We start from the raw sequence: 15,497 nt of genomic DNA on the forward strand, positions 1-15,497 counted from the left end.
CGATCCGACACCCAACCTCTTCCAGGAATGAATTCATTGAACGCGTCTCAGATTCCGCTAGCGCCGCCGCGTCCGCTGACAGGCGGCGACCACCGAACGCTGGTGCTTGCCGCGCTGGGCGGCGCACTAGAGTTTTACGACTTCGTGATTTACGTGTTTTTCGCGACGGTCATCGGTCAATTGTTCTTCCCGCCGTCGATTCCAGACTGGCTGCGTCAGGTGCAGACGTTCGGGGTTTTCGCGGCCGGCTATCTCGCGCGCCCGCTCGGCGGCGTGATCATGGCGCATTTCGGCGATCTCGTCGGCCGCAAGCGCATGTTCACGATGAGCGTGATGCTGATGGCACTGCCGACGTTGATGATGGGGTTGCTGCCGACCTATGCATCGATCGGCGTCGCCGCGCCCGTGCTGCTCCTGCTGTGCCGCGTATTGCAGGGCGCGGCGGTGGGCGGCGAGGTGCCCGGCGCGTGGGTGTTCGTGTCCGAGCACGTGCCGCCGCGCCATGTCGGCTATGCGTGCGGCCTGCTGACGGGTGGCCTGACGCTCGGCATCCTGCTCGGCTCGCTGATCGCGGCAGGGATCAACCAGCACTATTCGCATGCCGCCATCGGCGCTTATGCGTGGCGGATTCCTGTCGTGGTCGGCGGATTGTTCGGAATCCTGTCCGCATTTCTGCGACGCTGGCTCAATGAAACGCCCGTGTTCATCGACATGAAGCGCAGCCGGGCGCTGACCCGCGAAGTGCCGTTGAAGGCCGTGCTGCGCGATCACGGCAGGGCGGTGCTGGTTTCGATGATGCTCACATGGACGCTGACCGCCGCGATCGTCGTCGTGATCCTGATGACGCCGACGCTCGTCGCGAAGCGTTTTCATATCGAGCCGGCGCTCGCGCTGCAGGCCAATTCGGCTGCGACGCTCTGCCTGACCATCGGATGTATCGTTGCCGGTACGGTGGCCGGACGCATCGGCACCGCCCGCACGATTTTCTGTGGCTGCCTGCTGCTCGGCGCATCGTATTTTTTCATGCTCCGGCAGCTCGCGGTCGATCCGTCATTGCTGCTGCCGCTGTACGCGGTATCCGGCTTCTTCGTCGGCGCGGTGGCGGCGATCCCGGTCGCCATGGTCAAGGCATTTCCGCCGGTCGTGCGTTTTTCGGGGATCTCGTTCTCGTATAACGTCGCGTATGCGCTGTTCGGCGGCCTGACGCCGGTGTTCGTGTCCGTGATGCTGAAATCGAACCCGCAGGCGCCCGAGATTTATGTGGGCGCGCTGTGCATCGTCGGCGCGCTGGCCGGCTTCGCGTTGCGCCCCGCAAGGTCGTGATCCGGGATCGACGCGGCCATTTCGAAGCCGTGACCGGGCCGCACGACGATCGGGGGCCTGCGTTGACGCGAAACGGCGCGTGTCGACCGTCGTCCACGTTCATGCGCGATGGCCGGCGGCATTCCCTGAGCGCGTCGATCGGCATATGGTCGGGCGCCGCATGAACCTGACCAACCACAGCTATTTCAACCTGGCCGGGCACGCTGGCGGCAGCATCGAGCGGCGGTTGATCGAGATCGCCGCGTCGCGCTTCACGCCGACCGACGCCACGTCGATCCCGACCGGGCAACTCGCGAGCGTGGCGGGCACGCCGATGGACCTGCGCCAGTTGACGCCGATCGGCGCGCATCTGCGTGACAACGATGCGCAGCTCGTCGTCGCGCATGGCTACGACCAGAACTGGGTGCTCGACCAGGGCGGCCAGCCGGCCCCGGCGTTTGCCGCGCGCGCATACGACCCGGCGTCCGGGCGGTTTCTCGAGGTGTACACGACGCAGCCGGGGCTGCAGTTCTATACGTCCAACGGGTTGAACGGCAGCGTCGCGGGCAAGGGCGGGCGGGCTTACCGGCAGACCGACGCGTTCGCGCTGGAAGCCGAGCACTTTCCCGATTCGCCGAACCAACCGTCGTTCCCGACGACCGTGCTCAAGCCGGGGCAGACGCTGCACGAGGTGACGGTATGGAAGGTCGGCGCGCGATGACGGCGTTGACGCGCAGCGGGATGCGGCACGTCAATGCGACGACACGTACACCGCATCGTCGAACGCCGCCGGAATCGCGAACTGCGCGCGCATGCGCTTCGTCTCCTGCGCGGGCGTGAGCCCGAACAGCCGCTTGAATTCCCGGCTGAACTGCGACGGGCTCGTATAGCCGACTGCATAACCGGCCGCCTCCGCCGTCAGGTCCTGGCGCACCATCAGCAGGCGTGCCTGATGCAGCCGCGTCGACTTCAAATACTGCATCGGCGACACCTGCGTGATCGCCTTGAAGTGGCTGTGGAAGCTCGGCACGCTCATGCCGGCTTCGCCGGCCAGTCGCGACACGTCAAGCGCCTGCGCGTAGTCGGCGTGAATCACGCGCAGCGAACGGCCGATCCGGCCGAACTGGCCTCGCATCGCCAGCGCGTTTCTCATCGCGCTGCCCTGCGCGCCGGTGAGCACGCGGAAATACAGCTCGCGCAGCAGCCCCGGCCCGAGCACCGCCGCTTCGAGCGGCCGATGCATCGCCTCGACGAAACGCAGCACGCTCGCCTGCATCGCTTCGTCCATCGGCGTCGACATCATGCTCCTCGGCGCCTGCACGGGCTCCGCGAGCCCCGCGCGGTCGATCTGCGCGGCGAGTTCGGCGGCCATCGGGAAATCGAGGTGCAGATACAGCGCGAGCAGCGGGCGCTCCGCCGTCGCGTCGGTTTCCATGCTGAACGGCACGGGCACCGACACGGCCAGATAGTGATCCTCGTCGTACAGATAGCATTCGCCGCCGAAATAGCCGCGCTTGCGGCCCTGGCACACGATCACGATGCCCGGGTCGTACAGAACCGGCGTGCGCGACAGCGCGCGGTTCGAACGCAGGACGCGCACGCTCGGCAGCGCGGTCAGGTTGTAGCCTTCGTCGGGCGCCAACGCGTGCAGTAACGCGATCAGGCGTTGGCGGCCGCGCGCGGGCAGCGACGGCGATCGGGGCGAAGAGGGCGCGGTGCTCATAGTTTTGTGCAAGAAAATCAGCAGAATCGGGCTTATTTGGCGTAGATCGTCAGACTAGCATGCATGCTTCGATCGACATTTGGGAGAAGCTCACATGGCATCCGGCAATCTCATGCTCATCACCGGCGTCAGCAGCGGCTTCGGCCGCGCGCTCGCGCAGGAAGCGCTGGCCGCGGGTCATACGGTGGTCGGCACCGTGAGAAGTGACGAGGCCAGACAGGCGTTCGAAGCGCTGTCCCCGCATGCGGCCATCGGGCGCGTGCTCGACGTGACCGACTTCGAGCGCATCGATGGCGTCGTCGCCGACATCGAGGCGAGCGTCGGCCCCGTCGACGTGCTGGTGAACAACGCCGGCTACGGGCACGAAGGCATCCTGGAGGAGTCGCCGCTGTCGGAGATGCGCCGACAGTTCGACGTGAACGTGTTCGGCGCCGTCGCGATGATGAAGGCCGTCGTGCCGTTCATGCGCGAACGCCGGCGCGGCCGCATTCTGAACATCACGTCGATGGGCGGCCACATCACGATGCCGGGCATCGCGTATTACTGCGGCAGCAAGTTCGCGCTGGAAGGGATTTCGGACACGCTCGGCCAGGAGCTCGCGCCGTTCGGCATCGCGGTGACCGCTGTCGCGCCGGGCTCGTTCCGCACCGACTGGGCCGGCCGCTCGATGGCACGCACGCCGCGCTCGATCGCCGATTACGACGCGCTCTTCGATCCGATCCGGCAGGCGCGCGAGGAGAAAAGCGGCCGGCAATTGGGCGATCCCGCGAAGGCCGCGCGCGCGATGCTCGCGGTGATTGCGGCGGACCGTCCGCCGGCCCATCTGTTGCTCGGCAGCGATGCGCTGCGGCTCGTGCGCGCCAAATGGGCGGCGCTGGAAGACGAGATGCGCGCGTGGGAGGCGGTGACCGTGTCGACGGACGGTTGAAGGGCAATTCAATTGCTCGCGTGTGGCGAATCCGCAATTGGCTGCGTGACGCACGGATGCGGTGCATCGTTACCCGATCGAACGATCAGGCTTCGGGCCGCGAGCAAACGGCTTCGATGTTGTGCCCGTCCGGACCGATGACGAACGCCGCATAGTAGTGCGCGTGATACTGCGGGCGCAGGCCGGGTGCGCCGTTGTCCTTGCCGCCCGCCGCCAGCGCCGCACGGTGGAATGCGTCGACCTGCGCGCGCGTGTCGGCCGCGAATGCGAGGTGAAGATGGGCCGGCTTCTCGTCGGTCTGGAACAGGCACAGCGTCGGCTTGCCCGGCACGCCGAGTTCGACGCCGTAGGTCGGCACGCCTTCGTCGAGGACCGCCACACCGAGCGGTTCGAGTGCATTGAGAAAGAACGCCTTGCTGGCTGCGTAGTCGCTGACACCGAATTTGACGTGGTCGAACATGAGTATCCCTGAAGTGAGTGGGGCTGCACGGCGGATCCGACGCGATATTGCCATACGCCGCGGCCGCCCGCCGGGCCTCGTTCATCCCGGATTCAGTTCATTTCATGACAGGGTCGCAGTTTTCCGTTACAACGCCTAAGTGCCGCATCGATCGGCGCGGTGTGCCGCCGCGCCGCGGTTCGTGCCGACACCCGCCCGGGTGCTCGGCCGGCACGCTGTTCACCTACCCCAACGGAGCCTGCAGCCATGCCTTACATCACCACGAAGGACAACGTCGAGATCTTCTACAAGGACTGGGGCGCGAAGGATGCACAGCCGATCGTGTTCCACCATGGCTGGCCGCTGTCGTCCGACGACTGGGATGCCCAGATGCTGTTCTTCGTCCAGAAAGGCTACCGCGTGATCGCGCACGACCGCCGCGGGCACGGCCGCTCGGCGCAGGTATCCGACGGTCATGACATGGATCACTACGCGGCGGATGCGTTCGCGGTGGCCGAGGCGCTCGACCTGCGCAACGCGGTGCACATCGGTCACTCGACCGGCGGCGGCGAAGTCGCGCGCTACGTTGCCCGGCACGGCGAGCCGGCCGGCCGCGTCGCGAAGGCGGTGCTGGTCAGCGCGGTGCCGCCGCTGATGCTGAAGACGGACGCGAACCCGGAAGGCCTGCCGCTCGACGTGTTCGACGGCTTCCGCAAGGCGCTCGCCGACAATCGCGCGCAGTTCTTCCTCGATGTGCCGAGCGGCCCGTTCTACGGCTTCAACCGGCCCGGCGCGACGGTGCACCAGGGCGTGATCCAGAACTGGTGGCGCCAGGGCATGAGCGGCAGCGCGAAGGCGCACTACGAAGGGATCAAGGCCTTTTCGGAAACGGACCAGACCGAGGACTTGAAGGCGATCACCGTGCCGACGCTCGTGCTGCATGGCGAGGACGACCAGATCGTGCCGATCGCGGATGCCGCGCTGAAGTCGATCAAGCTGCTGAAGAACGGCTCGCTGAAAACCTATCCGGGCTACTCGCACGGGATGCTGACGGTCAACGCGGATGTGCTCAACGCCGACCTGCTGGCGTTCGTGCAGGCCTAACGGTGTACGCGGTGCAAGCGGTGTAACGGCGCGACGCATGCCTGCCTCGACAGGCTGCGTCGCCATGGTGCGGGCGGGTTGGTGGTCGCCGCGTTTTTGCCCGCTAGCTGTTGCGCAGGAATACGACGTAGCCGCGGAACCACGGATTCGCCGCGAGGTACGGCGGTGCGTCCCACTCGCCGCCCTGGATCACGCCGATGCGAAACGGCAACTGCAGCCGCGCGACGCGCGGCAGGTAGGCCGCATGGTCGGGGATCGTGCTGCGCCCCTGGTAGGTCTGCACGACCACTTCATCGACGATTCCCCTGAGCTGGTTGACCTGGTCGGTATCGATGCGGCTGCTCCAGTCGAGCAGCCCGGTGATGCTCAGCCGGCAATCGGCGGGCAGCGTCTCGCGCAGCGTCCGCAGGAATTCGAGGTAATCCTGCAGGTGGCGCGTGCGCGCGTCGAAGTCGATCTGGATACCGGTGATCGTGCGGCCCGACGCGCGCCAGCGCTCGAGCTGCGCGAGCATGATCCGCGTCACGCGCGGCGTCCAGCGCAGCGTATGCGCACGATAGACGAGCCACACGCGGGCGTTCGGCGCGGGCGGCAGCGCGACGCCCTGCGCGATGACGCGCACCTGCGACTCGTCGCGCGGCGACGCTTCGATCTGCCCTTGCAGCACGTACAGGGTGCGCGCGCCGCTGACGACCGGCTGCGGCTTCACGCCGGCCCACAGCCAGAACGCGTCGTACTGCGCGGCATCGACGGTGCCGGCCAGCGCGACGCGGCCGGCCAGCAGCAGCGCGACACACGCGATGCGCTTCACGCGGCGCTCACCAGTAGTAGCGGAGCTTCTGCGCCCACGGGGTGCCCGGATAGGCGGTCTTCAGCATGTCGAACCAGCGCTTGCGCGTGTTCTTCGGCACGTCCTTGCCGCCGCATTCGTTGGAGCCGCCCGGCGCATAGCACTTGATCGAGCGGTAGAGCGCGTACGCGCGGTCGTTCGGGCTGGCCTGCGCATCGGCGATCACGGTCACGTAGCTCGACATCCGCTCGTACGGCTTGCCCGCGAACTGAGACGGCGCGCCGCCGAGCGTCGGCGGCACGCGCGTGGCGGCCGCCGCCGACGCGTTGCGCATCCACGGCGGTACCGGGTCGCCTTCGAGGCCGGCTGCGGGCGGGTGAAGGCGCACGAAATCGGCGAGGCAGTTCAGCCCTTTCGCATCGGCGGGATTCCGCTGGAGCGCCGCGGCGATCTCGCGCGCGGACGGGCACACGTAGCCGTCGTCGTTCCGGGTGCCGGAGGCGATGAACGGTTTCAACGGATCGGCGGGCGCGCCGGACACCAGCGCGGTATCGGCGATGAAATCGGCGTAGTGCGAGCGCGTGAGCTCCTTGTACAGCAGCGTGTACAGCGCGGTGTCGCGCAGCGCGCCGCCGGCCGCGGGGTTCTGCGCCTGCGTGCGCAACAGGTCCGCATTGGCCGAGCGCTGCAGCAGGACGGCCCGGATCGCGGCGTTTTGCACGAGCGAATCGTCGGCGAACACGTCGTTGACGAGCCCGGCCTGCTCCAGGTTGATCGCGAGCGCGAGTTCCAGCGCCTCGCGCTGGAAGCGCAATTTCGCGAGCGGAATCAGGTCGCGCCACAGCTGGCGCGCCTTGTCGCCCTGGCCGCTATCCTCCAGCGCGAACGCGCGCAGCGCCTGCTGGCTCAAGCCGAAGTAGTCGAGCGGCACGGCGGGCGTGGAGGGCAGCAACGCGAGCGCGGCATCGGGCTTGCGCCCGATCTGCACATACCAGGTGGCGAGCAGGTAGTCGTACAGCGCGGGCGCGTTCGCGAAGCGCGGTTTCTGCGCTTGCAGGTCGTCCAGCGTCAGCGGCTTGCCGCGGCTCGAATCGCTGCTGTCCGACGTACGCATGCGCAGCAGGTCGACGGTCGCGAGCACGGTCGGCGACTGGATCTGGCGCGCGTCGAGTTCCGAGCCGAACAGCAGCTTGCTGTCGAGTTCGTTCGCCAGTTGGATCAGCGGCACGTTCGACGTCGCCGGCGACCAGCGCGCGAGCGCGTGGCCGTAGAGGTCGGCCTGCTGCGCGACGTCGCCGCCGAGCCACGCGACGCGCCGCAGCAGCCCGGTCGCGGAAACCGCATAGCGCCCCTGCGGATACACCTTCAGGTAGGTGCGAAACACGGTGTTCGCGGCGTCGAGCGACACCTTCGTGACGCGAGCGCGCGACGGCGTCGGGCTGTCGTTGTCGAAAGCGTTGGCCTGCGCGGCGTTCAGTTGCGCGCGCCCGGCCATATAGAGGCCGGTTTCCTTCAGCCACGGGTTCGCGCTGTGCGATGCGCTCGCGAAGGCCCGCGTCGCGGTGTGGAAGTCGGCGCGGTAGAACGCGTTCGTGCCGTCGAGGTACGCGGCGAACTGCTGGCCGAGCGGCGACTTGACCGGCGGCTTCGTCCACGCGGCGCTCGCGCCGCCCGCGGCACAGGTTTTCTGCGCGATGTCGGCGCGCGCCGCGCGCAGGCGGACGGCTTCGTCGGCGGGAAGGCCGCCGGCACCGCCGAGCGCATCGTTGAACGCGTCCGCGCCCGAGTCCATGCTGCGACAGATGCTGCCTTCGCCGTCGGCGTACCGGTTCGACAGTGCGTCGGCGTCCGCTGCGCCGCCAGTCTGGTCGGGCGCCTTCTGGCCGATATCGATCCAGCCGGAAAAATCCATCGGGAACGGCACGATCATCTGGCTGATCCGGTCTTTCGGCGGGATGGTCTTCGGGTCCGGAAACACCCGCGCGACCTTGGCGCTGTCGACCATCATCAGCATCGCGTTGATGCGCGTGTCGTTGGCGGGGCTCAGCATCGGCACGTTGCCGCACGAGTACGTACTCTGGCGGAGCGTGGGCGGCACGTTGCAGCTGTCGTCCGAACTGGCGTGGGCGGCAGGCAGGCAAAGCAGGCTGGCCGCCAGCGCGGCGAGCAGGTTTCGGTTCAGCGTCGGGTTTCTCGGCATTTTTCTTGTACTGGTGTGGGGCCGCGAGGGCCGGGTCTCTCAGCAGGCATTTCGCCTCGGCGCGTATCGTACCTCACGAGCCGCTTCGGTCGCCGGCCCGGCGAGATGGAAGTCCACTCACTGTAGACGCAACGCCACCTTGAATCCGGAGCGCATGAATTAAGATGCAGCCGGCAGTGACGGACATCCGGGGATAGACGACCAGCGGTCGTCTTCGCCGTCCGACGGGGGAGGTCTGGAGAAGGCGGCGTCTGGGTCGATCCGCGCGACGGAATCGGTCCTGACGGGGACATGAAACGGCGCCGCCTTGCGTGCCTGTTCAATAGTATTGCTAATCGATCGGCCGACCGACGCGATACGGCGTTGCGGCCAACGGCAGACGAGAGCATGCCGGAACACGAAAACAAGAGGATTCCGATGAAACCCATCACATTGTTGGTCATGTCAGCCGTTCTCGCGCTGAGCGCATGCGGCGGCGACGACGTCGCCACGAACGGCGGCGCGTCGTCGTCGACGCCGGTCAATCCCGGTTCGCCGTCCGGGACGACACCGCCCGGCGGCGGTTCGAGCGGCGGCCCGACGGGCGGCGGCACCGCGCAGCCGCAGGCGGGCTGGTCGACGGCCGTCGCGGTGGACGGCAAGGGACCGGAAGGCGACCCCAGCGTGACGATCGACGCGAGCGGCAATGCGCTCGCCACGTGGATGACCGTCGGCCCGGCCGGCGCGAACGGCAATGAAATGTGGGGTGCACGCTATGTCCCGGGCTCGGGCTGGGCCAGCGCGACGCGGCTCGACACGAGCGACGGTTCGCATTCGATGAACGGGCTGACGGGGGTTCAGCCGCAACTGGTCGGCAATGCGAGCGGGCAGGCGGTCGCGTTCTGGACGGAATGGATGCCGGGCCCGAACACGTACGCACTGTGGGCGCGCCCGTACAGCCCGGGTACCGGATGGGGCGCGCCGCTCGAGCTGGCGGCGGACATGGCCGGTTCGTCCTATACGGCCGGGATCGACAGCCAGGGCAACGCGCTTGTCGCCTGGACGCAATCGATCAGCCTGCTCGATACACGCATCGCATGGACGCGCTATACGCAGGCGGGACAGTGGTCGCCGACGGCGCTGATCCAGATGCCGGTGCAGACCGGGCCCGGCGCGGTGACCGGCGATACCGACAACGTGCGGCCGATGATGTCGGTGCTGCCGTCCGGTCGCGCGGTGCTCGCGTGGCGGCAGACCAACCATACGAAGTCGGCGCTGTGGACGGCCACGTACGACGCGACCAACGGCTGGACCGACGTCAACCAGGCCGTGTCGAACTCGAGCCTGTTCACGACGATCATCTCGCCGGTGGCCGGCATGGACGCGAAGGGCAACATCACGCTGCTCTGGGGGCGGCTCGACGTGACGGGCGGGCAGATCCTCACGGCGACGATGTCGCAACGCTACGTGGCCGGCACCGGATGGCAGCCCGCGCAGCCCGTGGCGCCGGCGATCGCGGAGCCGACGGGGTTCATCGCGACGCCGATGCTGACCGTCAACGAAAACGGCGTGGCCGCCGCGATGTGGGCCGAAGGGGGCGCCGTCCTGCAGGCGAGCGTGTCCGATGCCAGCGGCAACTGGGGGCCGCTGCAGCGTCTGACGGAGCACCTGAACGGGGCGGCCGCGCAGTATCCGCCGCTGGTGGTCGACGCGGCCGGCAACGTGACGGCCGCATGGCAGGACACGGGCTTGCCGGGCGCGTCGGCCGTCATCGCGGCCACCTACCGGAACGGTGCGTGGAGCGCGTCGACGGTGGCGGCGCAGAGCGCATCGTGGCCGGCGCTGGCCGTCAACGGCACGGGGTCGATGGCGCTCGTCTGGCAGTCGTATGTCGCGAGTATCGGCAGCCAACTGCAGTCCAGTTTCTATACCCCAGGCTCGTAATCGCGTCGCGCGGGAAACCGGAGGAGAAACGATGAAGAAAACCTTGCATTGCACAGTACGGACCGCGCTGGGCGCCGCGGTCGCCAGCCTCGTGCTGTCCGCGTGCGGCACGACGCAGATGAACATGGTCGACGTGCAGACGTCGACCGCGAAGACGCTCGGGCTCGCGTCGTCCGACGAGATCACCATTGCCAACGTGCAGTACGGAAAGAAGGACGGGCTGGGCGGCCAGAACGTGAGTTACAACGCGACGACGGGCAAGGGGCGGCGTTTCGGCTGTACGGTGTTCATGATTCCGGGGCTCACGCCGATCGATCGGCCGACGTACAACAACTGGGAGTGCCATCCGCAACGCTGATGGCCGCGATCACGACGACGCCCGCCGCAGGGCGTCGCTCGACCGCTTGTGTGGACGATATGCCGCGCGGGCCTTGCGCCGGCGCAATTTGGTCCGATAATCGACGAACCGATTCATTCCTTCCCGTCGGCTCGATAAAAAAACCGTCATGGATCAAGCGGCATTCGTCCCTGTTTTCAAGTTTCGCACAACCGATTACCCCGAGCCGGACCGGTTCCACGTCTGGGTCAAGGACATGCTGTGCGACTACCGGCTGGATGACGCCGGCGGCCACGGCCCGTTCGACGCGCAAGCGAGCGGCGCCGCGCTCGGCCCGCTGATCCTGTCGGGCCGTCAATGGCGCTCGCGCGCGCCGACCTATACGGTTCACCGGACCACCCGGCGGATCCGGCTCGACGGGCAGGACTCGATCCGCTTCACGCTGCTGCTCGGCGGCCGGCTCGCGTGCCATACCGGCGGCCCCGAGCTGATCAAGCGCGCCGGCGACGTGTTCGTGTACGACGTCGCGCAGATCAACGACTGCCGCGTCGACGCCGGCGACGTGATCAGCCTGGTCGTGCCCAGATACCTGCTGCCGAGCCATGCGGCGCGGGCGCACGGGCAGACGCTGACGAGCGGCGTGGGCCGCCTCGTCGGCGACCAGATGCTGTCGCTGTTCCGGAATCTGCCGGACCTGCGCATGCACGACGTGCCGAGCGTCGTGCAATCGTTGTTGCTGCTGCTGGCGGCGGCGGTGGCGCCGAGCGCCCAGGCACTCGACGACGCGCGCGGCCCGATCGACAACGCGCTGGTCGAGCGCGTGCGGCGCTACATCGACATGCACCTGCTGGAACCGGACCTGACGCCCGACCGGATCTGCCGGGACATCGGCGTGTCGAGGGCGCGGCTCTATCAGCTGTTCAAGGAGGACGGCGGCGTGATGCGGCAGATCACGCGCAGGCGCTTGCGTCACGCCTACCACGTGCTGGGCGATCCGCAGCGCCGGCACCGGCGCATCGCGGAAATCGCGTGGGCGCACGGCTTTCCCGACGAGAAGTATTTCCACAGGCTGTTCAAGGCCGAGTTCGGCCATACGCCGAAGGAAACGCTCGAGTGTGCGGCCGCGCCCGTGCTGCTGCCGTGCGATGCGGCCGACGATCGATGGGGCGACGGCGGCCGGCTGGCGGGATGGACGCTGCCGTTCGGCGTGCTCACCAACTGAGCGGGCCGCGCGTGGCGGTCGTGCGGCGGCCCGCTTCGGCCATCACCCGCACGCGCTGCTCGCGACGCCGCCTTCGTCCGCGTCGTCGATCGCGGCGCGCAAGTCGTCGATTGCCACCATCAGTTCGCGAACCTGCCGCAACGACGGGTATTGATGCAGCACCGCATGCCATTGCGGTTGCGTCAGCAGCGCCTGCCAGATCACACCGAGGCCGGACGGATCGGCATCGGGCTGCTGCGCGAGCGCGCTCGCGTATTCGAGGCTCGCCTGCGCCGACAGCAACTGCATCCGGCTCGCGGCGCCCAGCAGGCGCGGCGTCGCGTCCGCGGACGCATCGCAGCAATAGAGTACTTCCCGCTGCAGCGCCGCGTCGTCGGTCGTCAACGCGCGCAGCGACGCGCCGTGCACGCGCACCGTGCCCTGGTGCGTCTCGAACGAATAGATCGTGTCCGCGTCGGCCTGCGCGAGCAGGTTCAGGCCGCGCAGCAGTCGCGGCAAATCGGTCGTCGCGGCATCCGCCGACGCCTTCGCCTCGACGAGGAAGCGCACGTTCCACGCGGGCGCCGCTTCGTCGCCGCGTGTGCGCTCGAGCAGGATCGCGTCCCATTCGGTTTTCGCGCGGTCGTGGCGGCCCGGTATCGATGACGGCACGCGCATCGACGTGACCACGCGGTACGTGCGCCGCTCGTCCACCGCGTCGAGCCGGCGGGCCAGTGCGTCGAGCGCCCGCGCGGCCAGCGCTTCGACGGCCGCGCCGCGCTGCTGGGACGCGACGCCCTGCGCGACGGCGACCGTGCTGCCTTCGAGCGGACCTTGCCGGACCCACAGTGCGCGATAACGGCGGACGTGCTCGTCCGATGCTAGCGCGTCGAGACGCAGCAGGCGTTCGAGCGCGGCACCGTCCTTCAACTTCACGATGTCTTGCTCGAATGCGGTGTCGGTCGCCATGCCGGGCAGCGCGAGCAGTTGCTCCAGTGTGGCATGGAGTTCGCCCCACTCTGCGGACGTTGCGGCCGCATGCAACCGCGCGAGCCCGTCGCGCTGCCACGCCTGGGCGCTGCGCTCGAGTTTGGCCGGGTGCGCGATCGCGTTGACGGCCGAGTGCAGCGCGCGCCGGTCCTGCTCGGCGTGCGCGTGCAGCGATGCGTATTCGCGCACGCTCGCCGCGTCGTGCCGCAGGACTGACGCCTGAAACGCGTGATCGCCGGAATGCGCATCCATCGCAGCGCGAATCATGTGCGCAAGGGCATCGACGAAGCGCTGCCGCAGAGCCGTGCCGGGAGACCGGCCGTCGGCCAGCATCCGGCGTGCGTCCTCGATCACGCGCGCAAGGGTCGCCGCCGGGTTCGCGGCGTCGGCTGGCGTCGGCGCGCCGTCGAACGGCGGCAGCCGGTAGCGGCGCGTGACGGTGTGCAGGATTTCGTCGAGCAGGGCGGGCAGCGGTGTCAGCGACATGGCGTATGGGCGTGAAAGCGGTTCGCGTGCCCGTTGTTCGAACCGAGGGCGACGATGTGCAACGTTATCACGCCGGGCAGGACGGAACCGACCGGCGAGCCGCGAAACGGGAGCGGCCCGGCATGCAGCCGGCGATGGCCGCCGCCAACCCGCCGTCGTGGATCTGCTGCTGCTCGTGACGCCGTCGACGTCGTGGGGAGCGTGCTGCATGTTCATCAGGATCGCCGCCGGCATCGGCGTGGCCGCGTCGACGCGGCCTTCACGCCAGCCCGGGCAGCGGCGCCCGTGACCGGTTACGCCGTCAGCATCACCGACAGGCTGCCGAGCTCGCCGAAGCGCACGGTCAGCGCGTCGCCGAGCGGCACGTCGATCGCGCCCGCATACGAGCCGGTCGTCACGATCTGGCCGGCGCGTGCGCCGTCGCCGCGCGAGGCCAGGAAATTCACCAGCCATACGAGCGGCTTGAGCGGATCGCCGTCCGGATGGCGGCCGTCGATCGTGCGATTCAGTGCGCCGTCGAACGACAGCGCGAGCGTCTCGAGCGGCACGTTCAGGCCGTCCGGCACGACGGGGCCCACGCACAGCCCCTGGTTGAACTGCCCGTCGGCGAGCAGTTCGAACTTCGACGCGCGCGCGGGCTCCGCATAGCGGCAGCCCAATACCTCGAGCACGATGCGCACTTCGCGGATCGCGCCGCGCACGTCGTTCTCGTCGTACGGCTGCGCGCGGGCGGGCAGGTCGCGCTCGAGCACGAACGCGATTTCAGGCTCGATCCGCACGATCGGGCCGCCGACGACGCGGTACGGCGCATCGGCTTCGCGAATCGTCGACGCGAAGATCGGCGCGACGATCACGCGGTCGGGCGGCGGCAATGCGCATTTCCATCCGCCGATCGTTTCGCCGAGCAGATCGGCGACGCGATGCTGGATCGCGAGCGCGGTGTCGACGTTCTCGGGGCGGAAGGCGTCGGGCAGCAGCGGGCCGGGCGCGCCGGCATGGCGGGCGGCGACGAGATGCTGGGCGGCGCCGTCCACGCGTTCGGTAGTCGTGGTCATGTCGGTTGAGCGAGTTGAAAGTGAACCGGCAAAAAGGGGCCGGACGAAGATCGCAGATCCGATGATAGCGCCTTCGGCGGCATGGCTGCTCGGTTGCGCGGCGCGGCTGCAGGCCTGGCACGCCGATTTCCGCACGTGGCGCTTCGCCGCACGACCGGCTTCGGATGGACCTTGATCGCCGTCAACCTTCGAACCCGCAGTCCGCCGATGATGGGGGCATGGCCGCGCGCGACCGCTCGCGGCAACTCACCCCAGCGAGGTTCGTATGTACAAGAAGATCATGGTGGCCATCGACGGCAGCGCTTCGTCGAAACAGGCGCTTGCCGAGGCCGTGAAGGTGGCGCTGGCGGCCGATACGCACGTCAGCGTCGTATACGTGGTCGACAAGTCGGTGCTGTTCACGTACGCGGGCCGCTTCGATCCGCACGCGCTCGTCGAGGAAATCCGCGACGACGGGCGCAAGGTGCTGCGTGAAGCCGAACAGATCATCGCACTGGCCGGTGCGAAGGGCGAGGGCGAACTCGTCGAGACCGAGAGCATCGGCGAGGACATCGCGGAACGCCTGCAGCGTTACGTGAAGGAGCGCGGCATCGAGCTCGCGGTGGTCGGCACGCACGGGCGGCGCGGCATCCGGCGCGTGCTGCTCGGCAGCGTCGCCGAGCGCTTCGTGCGCGGCGCGAAGTGCCCGGTGCTGCTGGTTCGCGGCGACGACGGCGGCGTGCCGGCGTCCGCCACGGCAGCCTGACACGGGGGCGCGCGATGATACGTCGCCAGTCCCGCATCGTCGTCGCGACGATCGCCGTGTTCTTGTCGCTCGCGGGCATGATGGCCGTCGTGACCGGGCTGCTGTTCGACGAAACGATCGCGCTGCGCGGCGGTGCGATCGCGTTGATCGTCGGCGTGGCCGGTTTCGTCGTGATGCTCAACCCGGGGCCCAAGGGCGAAGGGTGAGGCGGGGAAAGCGCCGTCTTCCCGTAACGGCGCGTGCCGGCGCCCGGCAGTGACCGCCGGGGCCCGAC

At 68.4% G+C, this 15,497-nt stretch carries 15 protein-coding genes and 1 pseudogene; 10 read left to right on the forward strand and 6 right to left on the reverse strand.

The window, feature by feature from the left end:
- Positions 1–27 precede the first annotated feature (27 nt).
- The gene (locus SB786_RS17095; RefSeq protein WP_410728460.1) at positions 28–1,323 is read left to right on the forward strand and encodes an MFS transporter; all 1,296 of its coding nucleotides are present in this window, start codon (positions 28–30) and stop codon (positions 1,321–1,323) included.
- Between the two features lie 160 nt (positions 1,324–1,483).
- Positions 1,484–2,023: pseudogene (locus SB786_RS17100) on the forward strand (galactose-1-epimerase); the annotation flags it as partial.
- Positions 2,024–2,053: 30 nt separating this feature from the next.
- Here SB786_RS17100 and SB786_RS17105 read toward each other — a convergent pair.
- Positions 2,054–3,025, reverse strand: a complete 972-nt coding sequence (locus tag SB786_RS17105; protein WP_410728461.1) for an AraC family transcriptional regulator N-terminal domain-containing protein — start codon at positions 3,023–3,025, stop codon at positions 2,054–2,056.
- Positions 3,026–3,119: 94 nt separating this feature from the next.
- Between SB786_RS17105 and SB786_RS17110 the strand changes: the two genes are divergently transcribed.
- A complete protein-coding gene (locus tag SB786_RS17110) occupies positions 3,120–3,953 on the forward strand; it encodes an oxidoreductase (protein WP_410728462.1) in 834 nt (277 codons plus the stop codon).
- 85 nt (positions 3,954–4,038) lie between these two features.
- Here the strand turns inward: SB786_RS17110 and SB786_RS17115 are convergent, their stop codons facing one another.
- Positions 4,039–4,413 (reverse strand): VOC family protein, encoded by a 375-nt coding sequence (locus SB786_RS17115; protein ID WP_006756848.1) that lies wholly within the window; start codon positions 4,411–4,413, stop codon positions 4,039–4,041.
- 246 nt (positions 4,414–4,659) lie between these two features.
- Between SB786_RS17115 and SB786_RS17120 the strand changes: the two genes are divergently transcribed.
- Positions 4,660–5,496, forward strand: coding sequence for an alpha/beta fold hydrolase (locus SB786_RS17120; RefSeq protein WP_410728463.1), 837 nt, complete (start codon positions 4,660–4,662; stop codon positions 5,494–5,496).
- A gap of 103 nt (positions 5,497–5,599) precedes the next feature.
- Here SB786_RS17120 and SB786_RS17125 read toward each other — a convergent pair whose 3' ends face one another.
- Together SB786_RS17125 and SB786_RS17130 are read right to left on the reverse strand one after the other, a co-directional pair.
- Positions 5,600–6,307 carry a DUF3142 domain-containing protein gene (locus SB786_RS17125; protein ID WP_410728464.1) on the reverse strand — a complete coding sequence of 236 codons (708 nt, stop codon included), beginning with the start codon at positions 6,305–6,307 and terminating at the stop codon, positions 5,600–5,602.
- Positions 6,308–6,314: 7 nt separating this feature from the next.
- A complete protein-coding gene (locus tag SB786_RS17130; RefSeq protein ID WP_410728465.1) occupies positions 6,315–8,486 on the reverse strand; it encodes a hypothetical protein in 2,172 nt (723 codons plus the stop codon).
- Between the two features lie 417 nt (positions 8,487–8,903).
- Between SB786_RS17130 and SB786_RS17135 the strand changes: the two genes are divergently transcribed.
- From SB786_RS17135 to SB786_RS17145, 3 genes are all read left to right on the forward strand, one after another.
- Complete coding sequence (locus SB786_RS17135) at positions 8,904–10,409, forward strand: hypothetical protein (RefSeq protein WP_410728466.1); 1,506 nt, start codon at positions 8,904–8,906, stop codon at positions 10,407–10,409.
- Positions 10,410–10,440: 31 nt separating this feature from the next.
- On the forward strand, positions 10,441–10,767 hold the full coding sequence (locus SB786_RS17140; protein ID WP_410728467.1) for a hypothetical protein: 327 nt from the start codon (positions 10,441–10,443) through the stop codon (positions 10,765–10,767).
- 148 nt (positions 10,768–10,915) lie between these two features.
- Positions 10,916–11,968 carry an AraC family transcriptional regulator gene (locus SB786_RS17145; protein WP_410728468.1) on the forward strand — a complete coding sequence of 351 codons (1,053 nt, stop codon included), beginning with the start codon at positions 10,916–10,918 and terminating at the stop codon, positions 11,966–11,968.
- Between the two features lie 42 nt (positions 11,969–12,010).
- On the opposite strand, the gene SB786_RS17150 is transcribed toward SB786_RS17145, so the two are convergent.
- Complete coding sequence (locus tag SB786_RS17150; RefSeq protein ID WP_410728469.1) at positions 12,011–13,423, reverse strand: 3-deoxy-D-arabino-heptulosonate 7-phosphate synthase; 1,413 nt, start codon at positions 13,421–13,423, stop codon at positions 12,011–12,013.
- A 157-nt stretch (positions 13,424–13,580) separates the two neighbouring features.
- Here SB786_RS17150 and SB786_RS17155 point away from each other — a divergent pair, with 157 nt between their 5' ends.
- Positions 13,581–13,712, forward strand: a complete 132-nt coding sequence (locus tag SB786_RS17155) for a hypothetical protein (RefSeq protein WP_410728470.1) — start codon at positions 13,581–13,583, stop codon at positions 13,710–13,712.
- Between the two features lie 4 nt (positions 13,713–13,716).
- Here SB786_RS17155 and SB786_RS17160 read toward each other — a convergent pair whose 3' ends face one another.
- Positions 13,717–14,478, reverse strand: coding sequence for a 2-keto-4-pentenoate hydratase (locus SB786_RS17160; protein ID WP_410728471.1), 762 nt, complete (start codon positions 14,476–14,478; stop codon positions 13,717–13,719).
- A 265-nt stretch (positions 14,479–14,743) separates the two neighbouring features.
- Here SB786_RS17160 and SB786_RS17165 point away from each other — a divergent pair, with 265 nt between their 5' ends.
- Both SB786_RS17165 and SB786_RS17170 read left to right on the forward strand, forming a co-directional pair.
- Entirely contained in the window at positions 14,744–15,223 is a 480-nt protein-coding gene (locus tag SB786_RS17165) for a universal stress protein (RefSeq protein ID WP_410728472.1), read from the forward strand.
- 14 nt (positions 15,224–15,237) lie between these two features.
- Entirely contained in the window at positions 15,238–15,429 is a 192-nt protein-coding gene (locus tag SB786_RS17170; protein WP_006753113.1) for a DUF2964 family protein, read from the forward strand.
- The last annotated feature ends 68 nt before the right edge of the window (positions 15,430–15,497 follow it).

This window comes from Burkholderia sp. SIMBA_062 (assembly GCF_046534765.1).
Classification (GTDB): domain Bacteria; phylum Pseudomonadota; class Gammaproteobacteria; order Burkholderiales; family Burkholderiaceae; genus Burkholderia; species Burkholderia ambifaria.